Origin of the sequence: Acinetobacter sp. YH12219, assembly GCF_013417875.1 — a bacterium.
GTDB classification, from domain to species: Bacteria; Pseudomonadota; Gammaproteobacteria; order Pseudomonadales; family Moraxellaceae; genus Acinetobacter; species Acinetobacter amyesii.
In genome coordinates this window covers 55,536-81,536 of sequence record NZ_VPDC01000013.1, presented here as the reverse complement: position 1 = coordinate 81,536, position 26,001 = coordinate 55,536, and the positions used below count along the sequence as shown (strand labels likewise).

The following is a 26,001-nucleotide window of genomic DNA, read 5'->3' as shown; positions in this document are numbered from 1 at the left end:
GCCAACTGAGGTGATCAGTTGGCTTTTTTTGTTGGGGAGCAATTATTGATTTGCTGAGACCCCAATTTTTTTGACATTCAAACGTTGTGCTGCTGCCATCACCATAGCGACATCTTTATATTCTGTCATTTTGTCAGGTTGCACTTTGATCGTATCTTGATCTGCTTGTTGTGCAACACCAGCAAAAAGTGTTTCTAAAGCTTGCTTATTGGCAACGGGTTGACCATTCCAAAATAATTTACTTTGCGCATCAATCCGTAAAGTGACCGGCTCAGGCGGCTTTTCATTGGTTGGCGGTGGCGTACCGTTTGGCAAATCAATATTGATCGAGTTATTTGGAATTGGAATTGTGATAATAAACATAATGAGCAAAACCAACATCACATCGATCAATGGCGTCATGTTGACGTCCAACATAACATCATCGTCTTTATCGGAACCAACATTCATTCCCATACCTTGTCCCTCATCCGATTATGGTGCGGCAACAGGGGTGGTGACAAAAGCAATTTTGCCAATTCCTGCTGCTTGTGTTGCACTAATGACTTCATAAATCGCTTCATATTTTGTCACCTGATCGCCACGGATATGAACTTCAGGTTGCGGACGCTTTTTAGCTTCCGCTTGTAGTCGACTGATCAGCGTATCTTTATCTGCAATGTATTTTTCATTCCAGAAGATATCGCCATTTTTATTGACAGCAATCTGAATATTGATCGGTTTAGTTTCATAAGGCGTATTCTTTTCCTCAGGCAACTTCACCGGAACTGTATGGATTGCAACAGGTACTGTAATTAAGAAAATAATGAGCAGCACCAACATAATATCAACCAAAGGTGTTGTGTTAATGGCTGAAATTACATCATCTTCGTCACCATCTGAATTGACCATCATTCCCATGGCTGATGCCTCTCTTATTTTGTGTCGTTATTATTGTTTTTGATCTCACCGCTTAAAAGTACGGTGTGTAGATCTGAACCAAAGGTACGAACATTATCTAGAACTGCTTTATTACGACGTGTTAACCAGTTATAGCCAAGAACCGCAGGTACTGCTACAGCCAAACCAATTGCCGTCATAATTAGGGCTTCACCGACTGGGCCTGCAACTTTATCAATAGATGCTTGACCTGAAATACCAATTGCCGTTAAAGCATGGTAAATACCCCAAACTGTACCGAATAAACCCACAAATGGTGCAGTCGAACCTACAGTAGCGAGGAAAGCTAATCCACCACTTAAATGGCTTTGAATTTTATCGATAGCACGCTGGATTGAAATAGTTACCCATGTGTTGAAGTCGATACGTTCCAGCAGATTACCGCCATGTTTTTTGGTTGAATTAATGCCTTTTTCTGCAATAAAGCGGTATGCACTCGATTCGTCTAAGGTTTCTGCTGCGCTATCAATTGAAGCAGCATCCCAAAATTTAGCTTCGGCTTCTTTGCCTTGACGTTTAATTTTAGCTTGTTGAATAAATTTAGTGACCATGATGTACCAAGTTCCAATCGACATCAGGACCAAGATAAAGAGTGTCGATTTAGCAACGATGTCACCTTCACGCCATAGTGCTTCTAAGCCATACGGGTTATAGACTTCTTTGGTTGCTGTAGGCATTGGTGGCGGTGCAGGTGTATTTGTTGTATTCGTAGTTTCTACTTGTGTTGTTGCAGTATTTGCAGATTCTTCAGCAAATGCTGCTTGCAGTGGGAGTAATGTACTTGTTACTAAAACTGTAGCAGATGCAAAAATACGCGCAGATTTCATCATTTTATTCATTTATATTCTCCAAATTTTTGTAGATTCATTAATCAAGTTTAAATTCGTATTCAATATCAAACCAATCTTCAACTGGCTCACCATTTTTGAGTGCAGGCTTAAATGTACATAAGCTGAATGCTTTGCTAGCAGCCTTATCTAGAGATTTAGTACCACTCGATTTTTTGACCTTCACTTGTTTCGCACTGCCGTCAGGCCCAACCAATACAGAGATGCGGACAGTTCCTACTTCTTCTGCCATTGCAGCTTCACGAGGGTAATCTGGTTCTTTACATCCAACGCTTCCCTCAGATGCACCACGTGTTTCCCCAGCTGGTTTTGGAGCAGGGGCAGGAGCGGGTGCTGCCGCAGCGACTGGTGCAGGTGCTGCAACAGGGCTAGGAGATGGGGAAGCTGTAGGCGTAGGTGTTGAAACGGCTTTAACTGTTTGAGTTGGTGCAGCTTTTTCAACGACCTTTTGTTCAGGTTGAGGGTCTGGTGTTTTGAGCACTTCCTTAACGAGTTTTGGTAATTCAGGTGGTTTCTCAATTGGTTTCGGTTTTTCTGGCTCAGGTTTTTTATCTTGAATAATGATTAATTCAACAGGTTCTTCTACAGTTTTCTCACCTTTTTTGGAAAGGCCAGTAATTAATCCGTAGAGTACAATGAGATGCAGAAGAATGACTGCCCCAATTCCGATCAGGCGTTTGCCGGAATTATTTTCTAATTCGGAAAAGCTTTTGCCCATTACTACTCCTGAAATGTGAGACAAACAATCAATAGTGAAATTGGCACTTGAGATATAAGTGTTTTTTGCATTTTTTATGTTTGACTAATTAATTAAATAAATAGTGCAAGTACGATTCCTATTGGAATCGTACTTGCAAATTTAGCTTTTAGAACTTGTAAGTACCGCGGACATAGAATGTACGACCAGTAGGATCGCTATAACGTGGGTCATAGCCATATTGGAAGTTATCTAAAACGTTCGATGCTGCAGGTTCTTCAGCAAAGATATTTTTGATACCACCAGTGAGCTCTAAGTTTTTAAATCCACTGTAAGTTGTTGCAATGTTATAAAGGGTGTAGTCAGGAACACGATGTTTGTCGAACTGTGCTTTCCCAGTTTGGTTTTGGTCGTCATAACCACGGAAGAACTGTTGTTCAAAAATCATTTTCCAGTTTTCATAACTCCAGTTTAGATTTGCTGTGTGTTTCCAACGTAAAACAGCTGGATCGTCATACACGCCAACTAAGCCTTCCCAAGCACCATCTTTTTCTTCTTGATAGTCATTTTTGATGACATAGGTACCATTAATGCCAAAGCCGAAACGACCTGTCGCGGTTAATGGTGAAAGATAATCTAAGCTAATGTCGATACCTTGAGTTTTAATACCCCCTGTATTCATTAGAATGGTATTGATGTATTCAATACGACCATCGGCACCACGCACGAATAATGAAGCATATTTCTCAGGATCTTCAAAAATTGAAGTTTCACCCACTTGGCCAACTAATTCGTCAATTTCAATGTTGTAATAATCAACAGCTAAAACTAAGTTTTTAATTGGTTCGTAAACAAAACCAGCGGTAAATGTTTTAGATTCTTCTGGCTGAAGATCTGGGTTACCACCTTGCATACGGTAGAACTGAGTATTACATTCGGTTTGATATTGAGGTGAAGTTGGATTACCGCCTGGACAAAGGACAGGGTCGTTATATTTTGCGCCAGTGTAGGTTTTGCTTTGTTGCGCATTAATTTCCCAAAGGCTTGGAGCACGGAAACCAGTACTGTATGTACTACGGAACATAAGTTGCTTCATTGGTTCCCAACGAATACCGACTTTTGGATTGAAAGTGTCGCCAAAATCGCTGTAGTCGTCATAACGTGCTGCAAGTTGAGCTTCAATCGTTTTGGTAATTGGAATTTGAAGCTCAGCAAAAGCGGCAGTAATATCTCGGTCACCTTTACTCAGAGGTTTGTCAGGGTCAATACCACTACCCGGTACAAGGCGTACTAACTCAGAGTTAACTTTTGCTTCCCAATCTTGAGTTGTAAAACTTCCACCAAATGCAAAACCAACATCACCAGCTGGTAAGGTGTAAATCGGGCGGCTCACGGTAAAGTCAAATGTTGTGGAATCAAGTGTTGCTTCGTTTGTTGTACCACTCACATTTAAAGAGTTCCAAACGTTAGCATCTGCAGATGGACCAAATGGGTTGATTGTGCCGTCATTTAATCCTTCTTGTAGTTTGTTACGATTTAAGTATCCACTAACAAAGCTATCCGATGCTTCGCCTTTTGCGTAAGTTACGCCACCGTTGATATCCCAACCATATGCTTCACCTTCAAGTCCAGCAAAAATACGATGTGATTCATTGATAGATTGTGAAACACGGTTGCCTGCTTGAGAGCGTAAGTAAAGTTGTAATGGATCACCACTTAGACCATCAACACCAGGGGTAATACCCTCGCCTGGATAATATTGACTGCTTTTAGGAATCGTGACAGAGCGGCTGTAGACGTCTGGAGCAATAGAAGTCGTCACTTTGCTTTTTGCATAGACATATTCACCAATAGCGTTGAAGTTATCGCTAAGTTTGATGGTTGCACGACCAATTGCAGACAAGTCCTCAGTTTCTGGCTGAATACCAATTAAAGCTTGCGTATTGAGGAAGCAGAGTCCGCCATCTTCAGTGACATTGGTTAAATTATTACAATTGGCTGCACCACCATACGGGTTCGCTAATACACCTTCAGGATTTCCGTCTGCATCTAAAGGCCCGCCGTTTGGATCAAGAAAGTTAGCAGGGAAGCCATTTGCTGAACCAGCATCGATACCTAACTCAGGTAGAAGGCCACCACGACGGCTGACTTTACGGTCTTTTGCCATAATTTCTTTGGCTTTACGGTAGTCAATTGCGCCATAAACGTTAAAACCTTGTTCATCTAAGTCGCCATAGCCACCAAAAATCGAAACATCGTATTCTTCGCCGCCTTTATCTTCTGGTTTGAGTAAACCACCGCTAATACCTAAGCCTGTGTATTGTTTTTTGGTAATAAAGTTAATTACACCTGCGATTGCATCTGCACCATAAATTGCAGAGGCACCATCACGTAAAACCTCAATACGTTCAACCATTGCAAGCGGAATGGTATTTAAGTTGGTCTCAGAGGTACTAAATGGGCTATAAGCTAAACGACGTCCATTAAGTAAGACGAGGGTTTTATCTGATCCTAGGCCACGTAAGTTCGCTGTTGAGCCTGATGTATTACTTGCACCAACGTTTTGCGCTGTACTGTATCCCGCTTGGTTCGCACTAATTTTTATTAAGGCTTCTTCAGTAGTTGTTACCCCTTGTTTAGTTAATTCTTCAACTTTAATCACCGTAATAGGTGAAGAACTTTGAACAGAAACCCCTTTAATGGATGAACCAGTCACAGTTACTTTGGCTACTTTCGTTGGCTTAACTGTTTCTTCTTCATTTGTTTCTGCTGCATGCGCTAAAGATAAACACAGCATACTTAAACTAAGAGTACTTAATTTAAGTATTGTTTTGCTAAATGGTGTGCCCCCCACAGATTTAGCATTTTTTTTCTCTTTCATAGTAAAAGTATTCCTTTTTGTTGTAGTTAGCGATATTGCTTGATTCTTTTTAAGCAATTCAAGTGCCAAATTTATATTTAAATTTTATTTTCAAATATAAAATACTAATAAATATCTACATTATTGGTTTTAAAGTGGAGAACTTTAAGATGAACGGTAAGTATATTTTTTTAAAGTTATCCTTTTAATTAGGTTTTATTAGGAATTTAACTTTTGATCAAAAAAAAATTTAAAAACATGATTAGGTGCAAATTAAACCTCAAAAAGTGTGATTTAATTCATATTTATGTGTTTGATTTATAAGGCTAATAAGATAAATAAATAAAAAATAAAAAATTATAAATTCAGTGGCTTAGTTGTCTTTTATCTGTCATTTCATCTGATCGTGATCCATTATGAATCAGGAATGTATTATATTTGTGCAGAATGTGCATGGATGAGTACACATCCAAGAGTTGAATTTTTGATAAAAACGAGCTTTACTCGGAAAGTCACTATTAGTATAAATTTATCTTAAAAAATGAATTTAAAAGGATATTTAATTCAGATAACTTTCAACCAAGGAGTGGTGGCATGAATTTCGCTTTATATTAATTACTGTATTAAGTTCTACGTTTAAAACTCAATTTAAACTGGTTCATTTTATTTTAGTGAGGGTGGCTTTATTTAAAGTCTGCTTGCGGCTTTGTATTATTAAAAAATCATCAGAAAGGAAAAGGTTTGGAAACTAGAAAATTTAAAATAGCGCTCCTTGCATTATTAATTTCAACAGGGATGATGGCCGAGGTTCAAGCTTCTGCACAATCGAATAAAGTTTTAAATATTGCATTTGAAGCACCGGATGATGGTTTTGATATGGTCAAAACCTATAATTATTATAGTGGCAATATTGCGGAAGCCATTTTTGAACCCTTATTGAAATATGACTATCTAGCACGTCCTGTTGTTCTTGTTCCAAATACTATTGAAGCGATGCCAAAGATTGAACAAGAAGGAAAAGTCTATACCTTCAAAATCAAACGAGGCATCCATTTTTCAGATGATCCAGCCTTTAAGGGAAAAAAACGCGAGCTAGTTGCGCAAGATTACATTTACGCGATTCAACGAATTTTAGATCCAGCTAACCGTTCTCCGACCTATTCATTTATTGATGGCAAAATCTTAGGAGGGGATGTGGTCGTTGCGGATGCAAAGAAGTCTGGGAAATTTAATTACAATGCGGCTATTGCCGGCCTAAAAGCGATAGATCCTTATACTTTGCAAATTACTTTGACGCGCCCTGACTATAATTTCCAATATATTTTGGCCTATGTTACGTTTGGAGCAGTTTCAAAAGAAGTTGTTGAATTTTATGGAAATAAAATTGCACAACATCCTGTAGGAACGGGGCCGTATCAGCTCAGTAAATATGTGCCACGTAGCAAGATCGAACTGGTTGCAAACCCGAATTATCGTGGTTTTGTTTGGAATTTTAAATCGACAGGCACAGCTTGGGATAATCAATTAGTCAAAGAAATGAACGGGAAGAAAATGCCGCAAATCGGCAAAGTTTCCGTCAGTATTATTGAAGAAGAACAGTCACGGTGGTTAGCATTTAAAACAGGGCAGCTGAATTTTGACAAATTGACCTCAAATGCAGTACCGCAAGCCTTAGATTCGCAAAATAAACTTAAGCCGGATATGCAAAAGCTCGGCATTAAGCATTATCCAAATAAAGATGCTGAAATCACCTACAGCATGTTCAATATGCAAGACCCGCTTGTCGGCGGTCAAAGCCTTGAAAAAATTGCTTTACGCCGTGCCATCAGCATGTCATACAATCAAGCTGAATCGATTAAACAGTTATATCAAGGGCAGGCCGTAAAGGCTGAAATGTTTTTGCCAGAAGGCGTGAGTGGCTTTAATCCAAAATATCGCAGCAGTTTGGGATATAACCCATTGCTGGCCAATAAATTACTGGATCGATTTGGTTATAAGAAAGGTGCTGATGGCTATCGAACCTTGCCCGATGGTAAAGCGTTGACCTTAAAAATAAATACTGAAAATAGCTCTAAATCGGTGATTCAATCTGAGTTGTGGAAAAAAAATCTCGATGCCATTGGGATACGGGTACAGTTTAAGGTCAGTAACTTTGCTGATAATTTAAAAGAAGCAATGCAATGTAAATATATGATGTGGTCTGGAGCGTGGATTGCAGATTATCCTGAAGGGGAGAACTTTGCTCAATTACTATATGGGCCAAATTCAGGACAAGGGAATTTAAGTTGTTATCAATCTAAAGCTTATGACGCATTATATAAACAAGCAATTGTGTTGAAACCTAAAGATCGTGAACCTTTTTATGAAAAAATGAACCGTCAAATTGAAGCGGATAACCCTTGGATTATCCATTCTACACGGATTCGTAATTGGTTAATTCACCCTGAAATTCAGGGGTATAAAACACATCCAATGATGAACACCAGTTGGCAATATCTCGATATTCAGCCTAGTAAAAAATAATTGAGTCAGGATTACAATGAAGCGAAATTCGAATTTTACGCTAACCAAATTTGCTACAGCGTGTTTGATGGGGGGAGTGTTGTTCAATGCGATGCCGACATTAGCATCGGCAAAGAATCCAGCAGATCCAAATAAAGTTTTACGTCATATTTTCCCTGTCGCAGAAACAGGTTTTGACCCAGTTGGCGTGCATGATCTGTATTCTGCACATGTGAATACATCAATCTTTGAAACCTTATATACCTATGACTATTTAGCATCGCCGGCAAAGTTGGTTCCTAAAACGGCGGCTGCGATGCCAGAAATCAGTGCTGATGGTTTGACTTATACCATTCGCCTGCAAAAAGGCATTTATTTTGCTGATGATCCTGTATTTAAGGGCAAGAAAAGAGAGTTAACCTCGGCTGATTATGCATATACCTTTAGACGGTTAGTCGATCCACAACTTCGTTCACCAAACAGTTGGCTACTTGATGGTCGTATTTTAGGCATGGAGAAGGTTTTAGAAAAGGCGAAAAAAACAGGTAAGTTTGATTATGATGCGCCCATTGATGGCATACAAACTCCTGATCGTTATACCCTTGTCATTCGTTTAAATTCTCCAGATCAAAACTTTCCAATGTTATTGGCTCATCAACCTGCATCGGCCATGGCACGTGAAGTGGTCGAAAAATATCGAGACAAAGCGGGTTTTGTGATGGGTAAACCTGTGGGCACAGGGCCATATATTTTGACACGCTGGACACCCGGCTCACGAATTATTTTAAAGGCCAATCCAAACTATCGTGGATTTGTCTGGGACTTCAAGGCATCAGATGCCAAAGATGAAAAGATCGTAAAAGCCATGCAAGGCAAAAAAATGCCGCAAATTGGCGTGATTGATATTCAGGTGATGGAAGAATCACAATCACGTTGGTTGACCTTTGCAAAAAATGAAGCGGATTTGTTGGTGCTCGATGGAGATTTGTCGGTACAAGCCTTAAAAGATGGAGAGCTAAAGCCTGAGTTGGCTAAAAAAGGCATCCAAATGTCGCGCATTTCTGACCCCTCTATCGACTATCACTATTGGAATATGCAAAACCCTGTGGTTGGTGGTTTTAGTAAAGAAAAAATTGCATTACGTCGTGCAATGGCGATGGCTTATTCAGCAGATAATCAAATCAAAATTTTGATGAATGGTGATGCACAAAAATTACAAAGCCCAATTCCACTCGGCGTTGTCGGCTATGACCCTAATTATAAATCGAGTATTCCATACTCAGTTAAAGCGGCAAATTTATTGCTCGATCGTTATAACTATAAAGTTGGCGCAGATGGTTGGCGTACTCAACCGAATGGTAAACCGCTAACGATTGAAATGACGATATCGGGCAATAGTAGCCGCAGTCAGCAGTTGGGCGAATTTTGGAAGAAAACTTTAGATAGCATCAAAATTAAAATGACAACAAAGTCGATGCCATTTGCAGAAGCGTTAAAAGCCGAAAAACAGTGTAAAACCATGTTTAAAGCATCTGCATGGATCGCAGACTATCCAGATGCAGACAATTTTATGCAATTGTTCTATGGCAAAAATATCAATGTCACCAACAACGGCTGTTCAAAAATACCTGAATACGACCGTTTATATGAACAAACACAGCGTATGAAACCGGGACCAGAGCGGGATGCAGTCTATCGGAAAATGTCACGCATATTAGAAGTGTATATGCCTGTCCAAATTAATTATGCACGTTACCGTAGTGTGTTGTCGCAACCACGCGTGATTGGTTATAAAAAGCATCCAATTTTGGCAACAGAATGGATGTACATCGATATTGACCCGAAAAAATAAAATGGAACAAAACTGGAGAAATTATGAAAAATAAAGCTTTGAAACTCACCACCCTCAGTATGTTGATGATCGGCGCTAGCCAATTCGTTCAAGCCGAAGATTCAATACGGAGTACTTTGCCAAAGTTCCAAGCCAAAGAAATACCTGCGCTGTGTGATGCCAAAATTCAGCAAGTGAAAACAGATTTAGCGGCATTTGAGCAAAAAAAGATAAAAAATAATGCAAAAGCAGCACCTGTTTTGGCGGAGTGGGATCAAATTTTTGCCAAATTTGAAGATTTTTATGGACCAATCGGACTATATAGCAACGTCGATCCTGATGAGGCTTTACGTAAGGCTGCGGAAGATTGTGAAATTAAAATTATGGAGTTTCAAACTTCGGTTTATCAAAATCCAAAACTTTATGAGCAAATTAAAAAACTCAAAACCAATGACGAAATTGATAAAAAAATGCGTCAAGACATCTTGGATGGTTTTGAAAATACAGGGGTGCAATTTACACCTGAAAAACGTGCACGTTTGAAAGCTATCTTTGATGAATTGGCAAAAATTGAACAAGAATATGCGCGTAATGTACGAGATAATAAAGAAAAACTGGAGTTTACACCGGCGGAGTTGAAAGGCTTGCCAGACAGCTATATTTCGGGCTTAAAGAAAAATGAAAAGGGCAATTATTTGCTCGGTTTTGAATACCCAGAATACCGTCCATTTATGGAACTAGCAGAAAGCGATGATGCGCGTAAGCGTTACCAAACTGCATTCACGCGTCGTGGTACTGAGAAAAACTTAGTATTGTTAAAGCAAGCAATGGATTTACGTTATGAAATTGCGCAGCTCTTTGGCAAAAAAAGCTATGCCGAATGGGTGTTGCAACACCGTATGGCAAAAGCCCCTGAAACAGTAAATAAGTTCTTAGCCGATGTTCATCAAACGGTGGCACCTTTAGAGAAAAAAGAAGTTGAGACTTTACGTGAGTTCAAAGCGAAAAGCCTGAAAATTCCACTCGAAAAAGCTGAAATCAATCGCTGGAGTGAGAGTTATTGGAGTGAAAAACTTCGCAAAGAAAAGTATCAAATCGATCAAGAAAAATTGCGTGACTATTTCCCAACCCAAGCATCTCAAGAATGGATTTTTGCCATTTCATCTGACCTTTATGGCATTGAATTTAAGCCTGCGAAAGTCGATGTTTGGCAGTCAGAAGTTGAATATTACGATGTAAAAGATAAAAAGACCGGTGAGTTGCTTGGTGGTTTATATATCGATAAATACCCACGTGAAGGGAAGTATGGTCATGCGGCTGTTTGGGGCGTAAAAGGTGGTAGTACCTTGACTAAGCGTAAACCAATTTCTGCTTTGGTGACTAATTTTAACCGTAAAGGTCTAAATAGTGATGAACTTGAAACCTTTGTTCATGAGTTTGGTCATGCTTTACACGGTATTTTGTCCAATACACGCTATGCATCCCAATCGGGGACTTCAGTAGAGCGCGACTTTGTAGAAGCACCTTCACAAATGTATGAAGAATGGGCGCGTCGTAAAGAAACTTTATCTACACTCGCAAATTACTGTAATCCAGCGTGTCCACCTGTAGATGATGCACTGATTAATAAATTAAAAGCAGTTCATAGCTATGGACGTGGTTTGCATTATGCACGTCAAGCCTTGTATGCAAAATATGATATGGCACTTCACTCATCAGATGCTTTGAGTGTTAAACCTTTAGATGTCTGGAAGAAAATGGAAGGCGAGACAGCTTTAGGCTATGTCCCAAGCACTGAATTCCCAGGACAATTCAACCATATCATGGGCGGTTACCAAGTTGGCTATTATGGCTATATGTGGTCTGAAGTGATGGCACTCGATATGTTGTCTGCTTTCGGAGATAACCTAAATAACCCTGAAGTGGGACAACGCTACCGTAAAACGATCTTGTCGCAAGGTGGTCAATATGAAGCAGAAAAATTGGTACATGATTTCTTAGGTCGTAAACCTGATAACAAAGCTTTCTTTGATGAAATTACTGGACAACGAGTGAAGTAAGGACAACTTTATGCTGGCATATATCATACGGCGTATATGGCAGATGATCCCAACGATGTTGGGGGTTGTTCTGCTCATATTCTTCTTATTTAATTGGGTAGGTGGGGACCCTGCTTATATTTTAGCAGGCAAAATGTCGAACCCAGAGCAAATTGAAAACATCCGTCAACAGTTGGGGGTTGATCAACCCTACTATGTCCAATTGTGGATCTTCATTAAGCAAATTTTAACTTTTGATTATGGAATGAGTTGGAGTACAGGTGAGTCGGTGTCAGATATTATTTTGACCCGACTAGGACCATCACTGACGATTTTAATTCCTTTAACTATTTTGCAAACGATCATTTCAATTGGTTTGGCACTTGCTGTGGCTTCAGTTCGTGGCACATTAACCGATCGTATGATTATGATGCTTTGTACGATTGGTATGTCGATTAGTATTTTGGTTTACATTATTGTTTTCCAATACGTTTTTGCATATCAGTTGAGTTGGTTTCCGGTTCAAGGCTGGAGTGATCACTTTAGCGAAAACTTATTTAAATACGGTTTACTGCCTATCTTAATTATGTTGGTGGTGAGTATTGCGCCAACTTTGCGCTTATACCGCAGTTTTGTATTGGATGAAGTCAATCAAGACTATGTTCGAACTGCGCGTGCGAAAGGTGTGGGTGAAAGCCGTATTTTAGGTGTACATGTACTACGTAACGCCTCAATTCCAATTATTACCGATGTCATGTCGAGTCTACCAGCACTGCTGATAGGCGCTTTCCTGATTGAACGATTCTTTGGTATTCCGGGTATTGGTCGTGAAGTCATTATTGCTGTTGAGCGCAGTGACTTCCCTGTCATTAAGGCGATTACAGTCTACGTTGCAGCGGCTACAATGATTTTTAACTTAATCGCGGATTTGATTTATAAACTTGTCGATCCTCGCGTTCAGTTGAAGTAGGTGGCCTATGCTAGGAATATTCAATAAGACCAAAGCAACGGCATCAACACCTGCATCGACTGGCTTGTGGAAGTTGGCGATGCGACGCCTAAAGGCCGATAAATTAGCGATGGTGTCGTTGTTCGTTGTACTGTGCTATTTCGTGGTGTTGCTATTGTCGATGACAGGCGTGGTTGCATCCAATTGGAATAAAGAAGTGGCTGTGAGTTATGCACCTCCAAGTTTTATTGGGGCGGAACTCAATGAAACAGCCAAAACCAAAGCATCAGCAGAAGATATGGCATTGCCTGAAAATCCTGTTGATCCTTTAAAGGATGTAATTGCTGAACTGAATGCAGAGATTGCAACTGAGCAAGATGGTGCCAATGCAATTGACTACTATGGCGTTGTCGATCCACTAGCAGAAGATATGAAAGCGATTGATCAGCAATTGGGTGGCCATTTGTTAGATCAACAAAGCGAGCTAAAACAAACTTTACCGTTTGGTGCGGATAAATGGGGGCAGGATGTCCTGCAAAAAACCATTAAAGGTGCTGAAACATCTATTATTGTTGGCGTGGTAGCTGCATTACTTGCTGTCGTGATTGGGACAATTTTAGGGGCAATTTCTGGCTATTTCGGTGGTTGGGTCGATGATATTTTAAACTGGTTTTATAACATTTTTACCTCGATTCCGTATTTGCTCTTGGTTCTTGCGATTGCAGCTGTATTACAACAAAAGGGGATTTTATCGATTGTCCTCATTCTAGGGCTTACTGGATGGACGGGGGTGTATCGCCTGATTCGTGCAGAGTATATGAAGCATACTTCGCGTGAATATGTGCTCGCTGCCAAAGCGATAGGGGTGAGTCATTTCCGACGTATCTTTGTGCATATCTTTCCTAACGTCAGTCATATTGCATTGGTGCAAATTTCGATTTTAGTGGTGGCCTTTATTAAGTCAGAAGTGATTTTGAGCTTCTTGGGATTTGGCGTTCCTGTTGGGGTTGTGTCATGGGGAAGTATGCTTAATGAAGCACAAAGTGAATTGATTTTAGGTAAATGGTGGCAACTTATCGCAGCATCTGTAGCGATGGCGGTTTTGGTTACGGCATTTTCGATGTTTACTGATGCACTGCGTGATGCATTAGATCCAAAATTGAAATAAGGAGGAGTAAAGGATGACGGAACAAAATCAAACTGTTAAACCAACGCTCCTCAGTGTTCAAAACCTGAAAGTGAGCTTTAAAGCCGAAGATAAAAGTTATATCGAAACGGTCAAAGGAATATCTTTTGACATTCCTGCCAATACAACTGTGGCGCTTGTGGGAGAATCTGGTAGTGGCAAGTCGGTGACCTCGTTGGCAACCATGGGGCTGTTGCCACGTGATCAAAGCCGTATAGATGCAAGCAGTAAAATAGTTTTTGAAGGGCAGGATTTACTGAGTCTGTCTCCAAGAGAAATGCGTAATATCTGTGGTAAAGATATTGCGATGATTTTTCAGGAACCGATGTCGTCACTCAATCCAGTCTTTACGGTGGGTGATCAAATTGCCGAAGTATTACGACTTCATCTAGGTATGGGACGTAAGCAGGCAAGAGCACGGACTTTGGAATTATTGAAGGAAGTGGGTATTCCTTCTCCTGAAACGAAAATTGATGCCTATCCTAGCCAAATGTCAGGTGGCCAACAACAGCGGGTCATGATTGCAATGGCAATTGCATGTGAGCCGAAGTTATTGATTGCCGATGAGCCAACCACAGCACTTGATGTGACGATTCAAAAGCAAATTTTAGATTTACTTGAAGCCTTGCAAAAGAAACGTGAGATGTCGATGCTATTCATTACGCATGATTTAGCATTGGTAAGCGAAATTGCCGATCAGGTGATTGTCATGCGTCATGGAGAAATCCGTGAACAAGGCTTGGTCAATGAAGTGCTCGACCATCCTAAAGATATTTACACACGCGCTTTGCTCAAGTGCCGTCCGCAGATGTCAGAACGTCCTTATAAATTACCGATGATCAGTGATTTTATGCGTCAAAATGGTGATGAGCTGATTGAGGATGTGCATTTATCAGAAGAAACCCGTAGACAACGAACGCGTGGTCTCACAGGTAATGAACAGATTATCTTAGATGTCAAAGACCTGAAAAAATCGTTTTATAGCCGCAAGGGTTTATTTGGTAAGGATGAGTATCAGGCGGTCAAAGGTGTCTCGTTTCAACTGGCGAAAGGTAAAACGCTCGGGTTGGTTGGAGAATCTGGCTCAGGTAAAACCACAATCGGCCTTTTACTGATGCGTCTACAGGAAGCGACAGGTGGTCAGGCGCTGTTTGAAGGTCATGATATTTTGGCGATGAGCGAAAAAGAATTTACCCAATATCAGCGCAAAATACAGATCATTTTCCAAAACCCATATGCTTCGCTTAATCCACGTTTTACGGTGGGTCAAATTCTGATGGAGCCGATGCAAGTGCATCAGATAGGGAAGGATGATGCAGAACGAGAGCAAATGGCGTTTGATTTACTAGAGCGAGTCAGTTTGCCTGCCCAAGCATTTTATCGCTATCCACATGAGTTTTCTGGTGGTCAGCGTCAACGTATTGCCATTGCACGATGCTTGACCTTAAAGCCAGAAATTTTGATCTGTGATGAGTCTGTCTCTGCCCTAGATGTTTCGGTTCAAGCCCAAGTTCTAAATTTATTGCAAGATTTACAAGATGAATTTGGTTTGAGCTATATCTTTATTTCACATGATTTATCTGTGGTGAAATATATTTCTGACCAAATCATGGTGATGAACCATGGTGATATCGTTGAAATTGCAAACTCGGATGAGTTGTATAGATCGCCGCAGCATGAATATACCAAGCGTTTGCTGAGTGCGATTCCACAAACCACTGAACAATTTGTTTAGCGTTCCTATAAACAAAAACCGCTCAAATGAGCGGTTTTTTTATACTTAAGAAATTAAAATTTCTTAAAGCCTTTGTTGTTTCCGCTAAATGCGCGACTTGGCACAGAGTCATTACGACGCTCACGATTGCCAAAATTGTCGTTACGACGTTCACGGTTACCGAAGTTTTCACTGTTGCGATCATTACGGTTATTGTTGAAACCGTCGTTGCGACGCTCTGAACGGTTAAATCCATTGCCTTGGAAACCACCTTCAGTACGACCAGTACGACGTTCGCCACGGTTGTCTTGATAACCATTGCTTTGTTGTGGCTGGTTTTCGTCACTGTCACGACGTTGTTGGCGTAAGTAACCACCACGACGTGCTGCCATTGGTTTATCTTGCATACGTTCAGTACGACGTTTCGCCATACCAAACAGGCCAGTACCTTGACGTGGTTTAAGCTCAACGGACTTGGTTAAGTTGTCGATATCTTGTTTATCTAGCTCGATCCAGCGACCAGTACGTAGTTCGCGTGGCAGAATTACTGAACCATAACGTGTACGTAAAAGACGGCTCACTTTTAAGCCTTGAGATTCGAAAATACGACGAACTTCGCGGTTACGACCTTCTTTTACGACCACTTGATACCAACGGTTAATACCGTCACCACCAATTTCAGAGAATGACTCAAATTTTGCAGGGCCATCATCTAAAACAACGCCTTGTAACATGTTGTTTTTTAACTGAGGAGTGACTTCACCCATGACACGAACGGCATATTCACGTTCGATTTCGCTAGAAGGGTGCATTAAACGGTTCGCCAGTTCACCATCATTTGTGAACAGCAATAGACCTGTAGAGTTGATATCTAGACGACCTACCATTACCCAGCGATCACCGGTAATTTGAGGTAATTGTTCAAATACCGTTGGACGGTTTTCAGGGTCATTGCGTGAGCAAATTTCGCCTTCTGGTTTGTAGTAAATCAACACACGGCGACGAATTTCGTCTTCAATTTGGAACTGAACTTTACGACCATCGATGCGAAGCTCATCACCTGGTTCGATACGTTCACCCACTTGGGCAACTTGCCCATTTACGCTCACACGACCAGCGGCAATGACTTCTTCCATATAACGGCGAGAACCCAAACCAACGCGTGCGAGCACCTTTTGCAATTTTTCACTCATGACAGCATAACCTTAGAAATTATCATCAACAGTTCACCTATTTATGACTTCGGTGCATTCGCATCGAGGGCCATAAAAGCTTCCTTGGCATCCTGCAGGGGAGGCAATTGGCCCAAAGAGGTTAGACCAAAAGCATTTAAAAATTGAGGCGTTGTAACTAACAACGCGGGTCGTCCTGGGAGTTCACGAAAACCAGATTCTTTAATCCAGTTCCAGTCAAATAACGTACGTAAAATTTGACTATTGTTGGTCACCCCACGGATTTGCTCAATATCTGCGCGGGTTACCGGTTGATGGTAAGCAATGACAGAAAGAGTTTCGAGCAAGGATGGCGATAAACGAGTTGGTCGTTCAGGCCAGGTCTGTGCAATAATATTACGATATTTTGCACGTACTTGAAAACGGAAACCTTGAGCGGTTTCAACAAGTTCAATTGATCTGCCGTGTTGCAGCATTGAAAGCTGCTGCAAATATTGGCGTAATTCGGTTTTACTGAAACGGTCTTGGAAAGCCTCTTTTAAACGGGCAATACTCACCGCCGCTTCACTGGCAAAAATAATGGCTTCAAGCTGCATCAAAATTTCATGCAGATTATCTTCTGAAGACACCGCAGTCATTTGTTTAAGTTCAGTGTTCATGCACGTGCTCCCTGAATTGCAAGCGGTGCTTCTACACCTGATGCGACAATTTGAACTTTTTGTTGGCGTGTCAGTTCCAACACGGCCATAAATGTCACGACAACACCCATGCGGCCTTGGTTTGGCTTGAGTAAGTCTGCAAAATCTAATACTTCACCTGACTCAAGCTTAGTTTCAATATAAGCAATACGTTCTTCGAGTAAGACAGGCTCTTGTAGAATTTGGTGGGTAACTGGTTCTGGTCGATTAAAAACACAGAGTATGGCATCACGAAGTAATTGAATGTCATAACCATCATTGGTTTCGACAATCGTTCCTAAACTGACATTGGTATCGAAATTATCCCGATCCAATACTGTCATTTGACCTAATCTTTCCGCAGCTTGTTTGATGCGCAAATACGTTTCTAAACGGTCAATTAATTCTTGTTTAGGATCTTGTTCATGTGCTGCGGTCGATTTAGGTTTTGGCAATAATAGACGCGATTTTAAATCGGCCAATAGGGCTGCCATCACCATATAGTCTGCGGTTAATTCAATATCTAGAGATTTCATTGCATCCATATAAGACAAATATTGGGATGCAATCGGGGCAATATCGACTTGTAATAAGTCGAAGCCATTTTTTTGAATGAGGTAAATCAGAAAGTCGAGTGGTCCTTCGAAATGCTCTAATAGAATTTCAAATGCAGCGGGTGGAATGTACAAATCTTCTGGAATAGCTTCTTGCCACTCATCCAAAACGCGAATGTGTGGAGCATCTTCCATAGAATTATGGACAGTTTGGTTCATTGCAATTATAGGCCACGCGAATTTTCAAAGGCATGCAGACAACTTTCGCTTCGATCTCACATCGAAAGTAAAAGCACAAAAGTTATAGGGAATAGTGTAATGGAAAAATGCGTTTAAAGAAATTACTGAACGGTTGAATTGGGTAAAAAACTTAAAATTTATAGGGAATAGGCTTTATTTATACACACGTAAAATTTTAAAGCTGTGATATCGATCACATCTTGTGTTAATTATAAAAAATACACTCATCAATCCGTGAACTCATTTAAGCTGTGATGTCTGGATGATGGGCATCCTTCATGAAATGATTTGAATGAATTGACTAAAAGAATATTAGCTATGCCACAACAATATAATCAATGGGGTCAGTCTGTAGGGATGACGTTGACGCATTTTGAACCTTGCCAGTTCAGATGTAAAACCGAAGTGGGGCAATCTGTTCGGCTTATTCCGATGCTACCCGATCAGCTTGATGATAGTCTTTTACAGCGGCTATGGCAGACAGTACAACAAGAACCTGATGAACGCTGTTGGACGTATTTGCCTTATTCTCAAATTCAAAGCATGCAGCAATTGCGTGATTATTTTCAGCAATCCTTTCATTTTACCGGTTCGATGCATTATGTCATTGAGGTTGGTGATGCCATTGTAGGATGGGTTGGTTTGCTTAATGTACGCCCAGCACATGCTGTCATCGAAATTGGCAATGTCTTTTTTTCAAGTTTAATGAAGCGATCAACCGCCGCAACAGAAACCATTTATCTATTGTTAAAAGCATGCTTTTCAGCGGGATATAGACGGGTGGAGTGGAAGTGTGATGACTTGAACACGCCTTCGAAAAACGCTGCTTTGCGTTTTGGCTTTCAATTTGAAGGGTTGTTTCGTCAACATGTGATTGTGAAAGGTCGTAACCGTGATACCGCTTGGTTTGCGATGTTAGATCAGGATTGGCCAATGTTGTCTCAAGCTTATGCAGCTTGGCTCGATACAAATAATTTTGATGAGCAAGGGCAACAAAAAATTCATTTAAAGGAATTTATGCAGCTTTATTGCGTTTGAGCGAAAGCTAATTATCAAGGCTGTGAGTATGTTGGTAAGACTCTTTGCTCAAGTGCAAATTCGATGATGAGTTGGCACTGCGCTTGCGAGCAGAGATTTTGATTAGCTCTACGTTTAAACAGCGATTTGACCGTTGATGCATGCAGAAAGTAAGAAAAAGCCTGCGGCGGTGTTGTCGCTATTGGTGAAATTAAATTTTTATCAGATGCTGCCCTTAGTTGAGCCGTGGATTCTAAAGTCCAAGGCTCAGTGGCATATATAGCAAGATGATTAAGACGGTTTTGTTCGGAGACATTGAGGTCTGTCGCATTTTGGAGCTTGAGTAAAATCTGAAATAAAGTCATCAGGTCGATTCCTTTATCGAAAGGTAATTTAACCGCGCTTTGAGCAGATGACCTTTACATGCTGTGCCTCTGATCGGATACAGCATGTATTTAACAGTACATGCTATTCAAAGGCACTGACATCACCGACACCACGGCGAATCACTTCAGGGTATTCACCTGCAAGGTTTACAACGCTAGTGGTATTTAAAGTACCTAAACCGCCATCAATTAATACATCTATTCGTTTGCCGATTTGCAGTTCAATTTCATAAGGATCATCAATCGGTTCTTTTTGGCCAGGTAAAATTAAGGTCGATGTTAATAAAGGCTCACCCAATTCTTTGAGTAATAATTGGCAAATCGGGTTGCTCGGAATGCGTAGTCCAATGGTTTTCTTTTTAGGATGCATTAAACGGCGAGGAACTTCACTGGTCGCAGGCAAAATAAAGGTAGTGACCGCAGGGGTGTTATTTTTCAATAAACGATACATGGCATTATCGACTTTGGCATACGTGGCAATGTCAGATAAATCTGCACAAATAATCGCATATTGATGTTTAGCATCGAGCTGACGAATTTGGGCAATGCGTTCCATGGCATTTTTGTTCCCAATTTGGCAACCGATGGCATAGGCGGCATCTGTAGGATAAACCACCACATCGCCGGCACGAATCCGTTCAACGGCTTGCGTAATTAAACGGGGCTGAGGATTTTCCGGATGTATTCTTAAATGCAACATGTCGTTTTCCTCTTATTATTAAAAGCTCTAGACATTATGTCGCGGTCTATTTGCTTTGTGCAACGTGAAATGCAGTCAAATTGTATAATTTAATCAAGCATTTCACGTTGAAATTCATTCGCCTGTAACATTTTGCCAGCACGTGTACAGTGGCAAATGCATTGGATAAAGCGCCAAGCATCGCGTGGAAGTTTGGCTTCACCTTTAAAATAAGCCTGTAATTGTGCATAGACATTATCTTTAAAGCTGCTGCCATCTCCTCCTTCACCAGTGAGGTTATCGAGTGATACACGAAACTTACGTCCAAAGGCTTTGGCAAATAACCATTCGATCGCTTGGGGCTTAATTTCTACCTGTTCAAAGAGGGCTTGTTGCTCTTTACTACGACCATCAGGTGCATACCAATAGCCTAAATCGGGAAGTAAACGGCGTTGCTCGCCAGCAATAGTCCAATGGCTAATTTCATGCAAAGCGCTATTGAAATAACCATGAGCAAATTGAATACGGGCAGGGCCGTTTGAATCAGCAGGAAAGTACTCGGGCTCAAAGTCACCTTTCACTAAGCTCACATTCAGGTGGGAAAACCAATGATTAAAGTGTAAGATGAGCCAATCGACGTGTTCTGTTTCTGTGGAAAGTTTCTCCCAAGCCGAGAGTTGCACTTGGTCGGTTGAAATGTCAGAATCAAGCGTTGAAATTGTGCTCATAAGTGATGAAACATTCACTTCTGTTTGCGGCTGCAACAGATGCATAACTTAAGTTACCCAAATGGTCTGTCTAAATAAGTACAAAATTGTATCTTAATCTTTGACAGAGTACTGATGAATTTGTAGAATTGCCGCCTTAATTATGTCAGCAAATACCTTTCCGGCACAGATTGAGCCGTTTAAATGGGCTGAACAGGGCTTTAAATGGTCAGGAACACTGCCATTATCTCGCTTTGTTCGTATTGCTCGTGAAGCTGTTGGATCAATTGATGATCAATTGATTAACATAGACTGTAAGCTATCAATGGATGCTTATCATCGCATTGTATGGCTAGATGGTCATGTTGAAACAAATGTTCCAATGGAATGCCAGCGTTGTCTGGATACTGTTGAGATTCCACTTGTTTTAAGTTTTCATCTAGCTCTTGTAGATGACGAGTCACTGATAGAGCGCTTGGATGAGGATGCTGATTTCATCGTTTTAGGTGAAAGTGAAGCAACAACCAAAGGTTCATATGATGCACCTGCGACTGCTGATTTACTCTCACTGATAGAGGATGAATTGTTATTGTTGATGCCTTTGTCACCTAAGCACGACGCTTGTGAACATAAGCATCAACCTGCCGCTGAAGAGCTTGTTGAAGAAAAACGGGACAACCCGTTTGATGTTTTGGCAGGTTTGAAGGGTAAACTTAACTAATTTTTGTGTTATACTCTTGAGTATAAGACAATCGAATTTGTTCTGATCCATTTTTTCGATCTTTGTAAGGAGCCATCATGGCCGTTCAGCAAAACCGTAAAAGTCGCTCTCGCCGTGACATGCGCCGTTCACATGACGCTTTAACCGAGAATGCATTAACTGTAGACCAAGCTACTGGCGAGACTCACCGTCGTCACCACGTATCTAAAGATGGTATCTACCGTGGTCGTCAATTATTCGCTAAAGCATCTGCTGAATAATTGGTGATGTATTAAGCGTCAAGCTTAGTAGAAAAAATGGGAGCGTTAAGCTCCCTTTTTTTGTACCGATTTTTTGTTGCATTTGGCAATTACCAAGACAAAAATTAAGTGTTAAATTTCCGTCCCTGAAACAAGCTTACATGGGATTGTGTTGAATAAATGTCCAAATAGCATAAATTCACCAGTCTTGATAAAGGATTTTTTTATGTCTGCTAAACAACTCGAGCAAGCAGCTCAAGCTACTAAAACTGCATTCGTGTTCCCGGGTCAAGGGTCACAGAAAGTCGGCATGCTCGCTGAACTTGCAGAACAGTTTAGTATTGTGCAAGCAACATTTGCAGAAGCATCAGAAGCGGCTGGCTTTGATCTTTGGCAAATTGCTCAAAGTGGTGAAGGGTTAAACCAAACAGAATTTACTCAACCTGTACTACTGACTGCCAGTATTGCTTTATGGCGTGTGTGGTTAGAGTTAGGTGGTGTTGCACCGAAATACCTTGCAGGTCACTCATTAGGTGAATACAGCGCCTTGGTTGCTGCAGGTGCGATGAGCCTAGGTGATGCCGTTAAACTGGTGAACCTACGTGGTCAGTTAATGCAAAGTGCTGTACCTGAAGGTCAAGGTGCAATGGCGGCAATTTTGGGTCTAGATGATGCCAAAGTCATTGAACTTTGTGCTCAAGCAGAAGGCCCAGGTTCAGTAGATGCTGCAAACTACAATGCACAAGGTCAAGTTGTCATTGCTGGCGATAAAGCCATGGTTGAAGCGGTTATGGCTGCTGCTAAAGAAAATGGCGGTAAGGCAATCGCACTTCCGGTTTCTGTGCCATCGCATTGTGCATTGATGAAACCTGCTGCTGAACAGTTTGCGACAGCATTGGAACAAACTGCCATTGAGCTGCCTACTATACCTGTAATACAAAATGTAGGCGCTGAAATCGCGACTGATGTAGCGCAATTACGTCAGGCGTTAACTGCACAGTTATACCAATCTGTACAGTGGACAAAGACCATGCAGTATTTGCAAGACCAAGGTATTCAGTACATTGCTGAATGTGGTCCGGGTAATGTCCTTGCGAATCTCGCAAAACGTTTGCCAAATATTGAAAAAGCATTCCCACTCGACACGAAAGGTCGTATGGAAGATGCACTGAATGCCATTTTAGTGGCAGAAGGGAAAATTGCATGACACAAGAACGCAAAGTTGCTTTAGTAACAGGTGCGAGCCGAGGGATTGGAGCAGCAATTGCTCAGCAATTGATTCAAGACGGTTATTTTGTTGTAGGTACTGCAACTTCAGAAGCGGGTGCAGAAAAATTATCTGCAGCTTTTGCTGAAAAAGGTGCGGGTAGAGTTTTAGATGTACGTGATGCAACTGCAATTGATGCATTGGTATCAGACATTGAGCAAAACTTTGGTTCTGTATTGGTTTTGGTGAACAATGCGGGTATTACCAAAGATAATTTGTTACTTCGTATGTCAGAAGATGATTGGGATGACATTCTCAACATTCATTTGAAAGCCGTTTATCGACTTTCTAAACGTGTTTTAAAGGGTATGACCAAAGCACGTTTTGGCCGAATTATTAATATTAGTTCTGTGGTTGCACATTTTGCTAACCCAGGACAAGCAAACTATTCTGCTGCAAAAGCAGGGATTGAGGCCTTTGGTCGCAGCCTTGCAAAAGAGATGGGAAGCCGCCAAATCACTGTAAATGCAGTGGCTCCGGGCTTTATTGCAACAGAAATGACAGAACAGTTAAGCGAAGAAATTCGTAAAAAGATGAGTGATCAAGTGGCTTTAAACCGTTTAGGTGAGCCGCAAGATATCGCAAATGCCGTAAGTTTTCTTGCTTCTGAAAAGGCAAGTTACATTACCGGAACTGTATTACATGTAAATGGTGGTTTATACATGAGCTAAGCGCTCAAGTATAAACTTTCAAAACGATTTAGATTCAATTAAACTAACGGCATTAAAAACGCCACAAGCAATGAGGAGAATTCCTGTGAGCGATATCGAACAACGCGTAAAACAAGCAGTAGCTGAACAACTTGGTCTTAAAGCAGACGAGATCAAAAACGAAGCTTCTTTCATGGATGACTTAGGTGCAGACTCTCTAGACCTAGTTGAATTAGTTATGTCTTTCGAAAACGATTTCGACATCACTATTCCTGATGAAGATTCAAACGAAATCACTACTGTACAATCTGCAATTGACTATGTTTCTAAGAAACTAGGTTAATTTTAGATTTCAGCGATGCTGATTTAAAAAGCCACCATTCGGTGGCTTTTTTTATGCTGAATATTTTGTTTTTACATTAGCTTACGTTTCTGTCACCAACAACAACTCAAAAGCGGTTATTTTTTAGCTATAAAAATAGAGTTTGAATAATAGTTAAATTATTTAAAACAGTAAAAACAACGGAGAAAAACATGGGTCTTTTTGATTTTGTAAAAGGAATTGGTAAAAAAAATACAGCGCCTGCAGAACCTCAGGCAGCGCCAGCAACACCTTCTGAACCATCTGCACAAGAAATTGCCAATAAGTTATTGGGTCATATCAAAGCACTGGGCTTACCTGTAACTGGCTTGTCTGTGAGTTATAACGGGACTTCAGATCTAGCAACAGTGAAAGGTCAGGTGCAAAGCCAAGCAGATCGTGAAAAGATTATCTTGGCGGTAGGGAATATTGATCATGTGGCGCAAGTGGATGATCAGTTGACTGTAGCAACGCCAGAACCAGAAAGTAAATTTTATACAGTTAAATCAGGCGATAATCTTTCTAAGATTTCTAAAGAATTTTATGGTGATGCAAATCAATACAATAAAATTTTTGAAGCAAACCGTCCTTTGCTAAAAAATGCCGATGACATTTTCCCAGGTCAGGTGCTTCGTATTCCTGCATAAATATTTGTGTTTAAAGTAAAAAAAGCCATCTTGTGATGGCTTTTTTTTGTATGCGTGAATGGTGAAGTTGAATATAATGCGGCTGAAATAATTCAAAATAAGAAATCAATGAAACAAAAAATCATCTTTATTTTCTTGCTGTTGCTTGCAGTTGTTGTGTGTTTTTGTCTTTGGCTGCGGTGGGATGAGCGTATTGATCCTCGGGTGCTCAAGTGGCAGCAGTCTGAAATTTCTTATCATTCAAATTACACACAAGAGCCGTATTTTAACTTGCTTGGGCTGAATGCCGCAGATCGGTTTTCGGCATTGAATGTTGGGCGCTATCGTTATCATCAAGATTGGGCATTTAGTTTGTTGGGGCAAGAGCATCAGAATGTATTGGGCCAGCCATTGAATGCGAAGCTAACACGTGAAAAGTGGTCAGAAGAACAGACGAATTTAGTTGCGGAGTTTCAGCAATTGCTGGTCGATGATCCTAAGGCAGCTAGCGCATTTGTTGTTGAGCATCATCAGGTGCTCGGTGCGCTGATACAGCAAGAAAAGGTGCCGTTGCAGCGCTTTAACACATGGTTGCAGCATGCAGACCAATACCGCAGTTTAAGTATGCCGAGCAATTCCGCATATCCAGACTTTAAGTATTTAAATCAGTTGGCGATCCTTTATCAGATCAATATTGCGTTAAATAAAGAGGATAAGCTGGATGCATATATGGCTGAATATCAAAGATTGCAGCAGATGCTTGAGCGCCCGATCTCATTGGTTGAAAGGATGCTGATTCAAAGCTGGCTGGCACGTTATGTTCGAATTATACGTAATGAGCAATTAAAGACTGGACAAGTTGTTTATTTAGAGCCTTTAAGTGCCAGTCAGTTAAGTTTGCGCTCAGCAGCGCAATTGGAAGCCTATGGTGTATATGCGGTGTTGAAGCAGGTGCAGCAATCATCGGGCTGGAATACCTCCTTGATGTATTGGTTGTATTTGCCAAATCAAACTGCAAATCAATTGTTTAAGCAATATGAAGAGGCGGCACAGCTATCTGAGCTTTCTTATGATTCGTTTAGGATGCAGGGTGGTTAAAAACAGGGACAGTATTCATCTTGGCATATCAAAAACTATTTG

The 26,001-nt window shown here is 40.8% G+C and carries 25 protein-coding genes; 14 read left to right on the top strand and 11 right to left on the bottom strand.

Annotated features, from left to right (window positions below):
- Window positions 1-42 precede the first annotated feature (42 nt).
- From FTV04_RS09910 to FTV04_RS09890, 5 genes are all read right to left on the bottom strand, one after another.
- On the bottom strand, window positions 43-456 hold the full coding sequence (locus tag FTV04_RS09910) for a biopolymer transporter ExbD (RefSeq protein ID WP_180089356.1): 414 nt from the start codon (window positions 454-456) through the stop codon (window positions 43-45).
- A gap of 18 nt (window positions 457-474) precedes the next feature.
- Complete coding sequence (locus tag FTV04_RS09905) at window positions 475-900, bottom strand: biopolymer transporter ExbD (protein ID WP_180089355.1); 426 nt, start codon at window positions 898-900, stop codon at window positions 475-477.
- Window positions 901-914: 14 nt separating this feature from the next.
- Window positions 915-1,778: a MotA/TolQ/ExbB proton channel family protein gene (locus FTV04_RS09900; RefSeq protein ID WP_078194237.1), complete on the bottom strand. Its 864-nt coding sequence runs from the start codon at window positions 1,776-1,778 to the stop codon at window positions 915-917.
- 28 nt (window positions 1,779-1,806) lie between these two features.
- Entirely contained in the window at window positions 1,807-2,505 is a 699-nt protein-coding gene (locus FTV04_RS09895; RefSeq protein WP_180055273.1) for an energy transducer TonB, read from the bottom strand.
- A 148-nt stretch (window positions 2,506-2,653) separates the two neighbouring features.
- Window positions 2,654-5,365, bottom strand: coding sequence for a TonB-dependent receptor (locus FTV04_RS09890; RefSeq protein ID WP_180089354.1), 2,712 nt, complete (start codon window positions 5,363-5,365; stop codon window positions 2,654-2,656).
- Between the two features lie 774 nt (window positions 5,366-6,139).
- Here FTV04_RS09890 and FTV04_RS09885 point away from each other — a divergent pair.
- The 6 genes from FTV04_RS09885 to FTV04_RS09860 all read left to right on the top strand — a co-directional run bounded on the left by FTV04_RS09885 (window position 6,140) and on the right by FTV04_RS09860 (window position 15,586).
- Window positions 6,140-7,867 carry an ABC transporter substrate-binding protein gene (locus FTV04_RS09885; protein ID WP_180089381.1) on the top strand — a complete coding sequence of 576 codons (1,728 nt, stop codon included), beginning with the start codon at window positions 6,140-6,142 and terminating at the stop codon, window positions 7,865-7,867.
- 67 nt (window positions 7,868-7,934) lie between these two features.
- A complete protein-coding gene (locus tag FTV04_RS09880) occupies window positions 7,935-9,698 on the top strand; it encodes an ABC transporter substrate-binding protein (RefSeq protein ID WP_373688126.1) in 1,764 nt (587 codons plus the stop codon).
- 23 nt (window positions 9,699-9,721) lie between these two features.
- Window positions 9,722-11,737, top strand: a complete 2,016-nt coding sequence (locus FTV04_RS09875) for a M3 family metallopeptidase (RefSeq protein ID WP_180089352.1) — start codon at window positions 9,722-9,724, stop codon at window positions 11,735-11,737.
- Between the two features lie 10 nt (window positions 11,738-11,747).
- Complete coding sequence (locus FTV04_RS09870; protein ID WP_078190067.1) at window positions 11,748-12,686, top strand: ABC transporter permease; 939 nt, start codon at window positions 11,748-11,750, stop codon at window positions 12,684-12,686.
- 7 nt (window positions 12,687-12,693) lie between these two features.
- Window positions 12,694-13,833 (top strand): ABC transporter permease, encoded by a 1,140-nt coding sequence (locus tag FTV04_RS09865; protein WP_180008185.1) that lies wholly within the window; start codon window positions 12,694-12,696, stop codon window positions 13,831-13,833.
- A gap of 13 nt (window positions 13,834-13,846) precedes the next feature.
- Window positions 13,847-15,586 (top strand): ABC transporter ATP-binding protein, encoded by a 1,740-nt coding sequence (locus FTV04_RS09860; protein WP_180089351.1) that lies wholly within the window; start codon window positions 13,847-13,849, stop codon window positions 15,584-15,586.
- Between the two features lie 53 nt (window positions 15,587-15,639).
- On the opposite strand, the gene rluB is transcribed toward FTV04_RS09860, so the two are convergent.
- The 3 genes from rluB to FTV04_RS09845 are packed head-to-tail and all read right to left on the bottom strand — an operon-like array spanning window position 15,640 to window position 18,187.
- Entirely contained in the window at window positions 15,640-16,758 is a 1,119-nt protein-coding gene (gene rluB, locus FTV04_RS09855; RefSeq protein WP_078194228.1) for a 23S rRNA pseudouridine(2605) synthase RluB, read from the bottom strand.
- A gap of 41 nt (window positions 16,759-16,799) precedes the next feature.
- Window positions 16,800-17,396 carry an SMC-Scp complex subunit ScpB gene (gene scpB / locus FTV04_RS09850; protein ID WP_078190063.1) on the bottom strand — a complete coding sequence of 199 codons (597 nt, stop codon included), beginning with the start codon at window positions 17,394-17,396 and terminating at the stop codon, window positions 16,800-16,802.
- A complete protein-coding gene (locus FTV04_RS09845; RefSeq protein ID WP_180089350.1) occupies window positions 17,393-18,187 on the bottom strand; it encodes a ScpA family protein in 795 nt (264 codons plus the stop codon). The genes scpB and FTV04_RS09845 overlap by 4 nt, the downstream gene beginning before the upstream one ends.
- A gap of 339 nt (window positions 18,188-18,526) precedes the next feature.
- Between FTV04_RS09845 and FTV04_RS09840 the strand changes: the two genes are divergently transcribed.
- Entirely contained in the window at window positions 18,527-19,246 is a 720-nt protein-coding gene (locus FTV04_RS09840; RefSeq protein ID WP_180089349.1) for a GNAT family N-acetyltransferase, read from the top strand.
- 14 nt (window positions 19,247-19,260) lie between these two features.
- Here FTV04_RS09840 and FTV04_RS09835 read toward each other — a convergent pair whose 3' ends face one another.
- The 3 genes from FTV04_RS09835 to FTV04_RS09825 all read right to left on the bottom strand — a co-directional run bounded on the left by FTV04_RS09835 (window position 19,261) and on the right by FTV04_RS09825 (window position 21,063).
- The gene (locus FTV04_RS09835; protein WP_180089348.1) at window positions 19,261-19,590 is read right to left on the bottom strand and encodes a hypothetical protein; all 330 of its coding nucleotides are present in this window, start codon (window positions 19,588-19,590) and stop codon (window positions 19,261-19,263) included.
- A 103-nt stretch (window positions 19,591-19,693) separates the two neighbouring features.
- A complete protein-coding gene (locus FTV04_RS09830; RefSeq protein ID WP_078190059.1) occupies window positions 19,694-20,311 on the bottom strand; it encodes an L-threonylcarbamoyladenylate synthase in 618 nt (205 codons plus the stop codon).
- A gap of 89 nt (window positions 20,312-20,400) precedes the next feature.
- Complete coding sequence (locus FTV04_RS09825) at window positions 20,401-21,063, bottom strand: elongation factor P hydroxylase (RefSeq protein WP_180073190.1); 663 nt, start codon at window positions 21,061-21,063, stop codon at window positions 20,401-20,403.
- Window positions 21,064-21,160: 97 nt separating this feature from the next.
- Between FTV04_RS09825 and FTV04_RS09820 the strand changes: the two genes are divergently transcribed.
- The 7 genes from FTV04_RS09820 (at window position 21,161) to FTV04_RS09790 (ending at window position 25,959) form a co-directional block, all read left to right on the top strand.
- Entirely contained in the window at window positions 21,161-21,718 is a 558-nt protein-coding gene (locus tag FTV04_RS09820) for a DUF177 domain-containing protein (protein ID WP_078190057.1), read from the top strand.
- Between the two features lie 77 nt (window positions 21,719-21,795).
- Window positions 21,796-21,978, top strand: a complete 183-nt coding sequence (rpmF, locus tag FTV04_RS09815; protein WP_004279227.1) for a 50S ribosomal protein L32 — start codon at window positions 21,796-21,798, stop codon at window positions 21,976-21,978.
- A 205-nt stretch (window positions 21,979-22,183) separates the two neighbouring features.
- On the top strand, window positions 22,184-23,164 hold the full coding sequence (gene fabD / locus FTV04_RS09810) for an ACP S-malonyltransferase (protein ID WP_180066831.1): 981 nt from the start codon (window positions 22,184-22,186) through the stop codon (window positions 23,162-23,164).
- Entirely contained in the window at window positions 23,161-23,895 is a 735-nt protein-coding gene (gene fabG / locus FTV04_RS09805; protein WP_180089347.1) for a 3-oxoacyl-ACP reductase FabG, read from the top strand. The genes fabD and fabG overlap by 4 nt, the downstream gene beginning before the upstream one ends.
- Window positions 23,896-23,980: 85 nt before the next feature.
- Window positions 23,981-24,217: an acyl carrier protein gene (acpP, locus tag FTV04_RS09800; protein WP_078190054.1), complete on the top strand. Its 237-nt coding sequence runs from the start codon at window positions 23,981-23,983 to the stop codon at window positions 24,215-24,217.
- Between the two features lie 191 nt (window positions 24,218-24,408).
- Window positions 24,409-24,882, top strand: coding sequence for a peptidoglycan-binding protein LysM (gene lysM, locus FTV04_RS09795; protein ID WP_180008199.1), 474 nt, complete (start codon window positions 24,409-24,411; stop codon window positions 24,880-24,882).
- Between the two features lie 108 nt (window positions 24,883-24,990).
- Entirely contained in the window at window positions 24,991-25,959 is a 969-nt protein-coding gene (locus tag FTV04_RS09790; RefSeq protein WP_180089346.1) for a hypothetical protein, read from the top strand.
- Window positions 25,960-26,001: the final 42 nt, after the last annotated feature.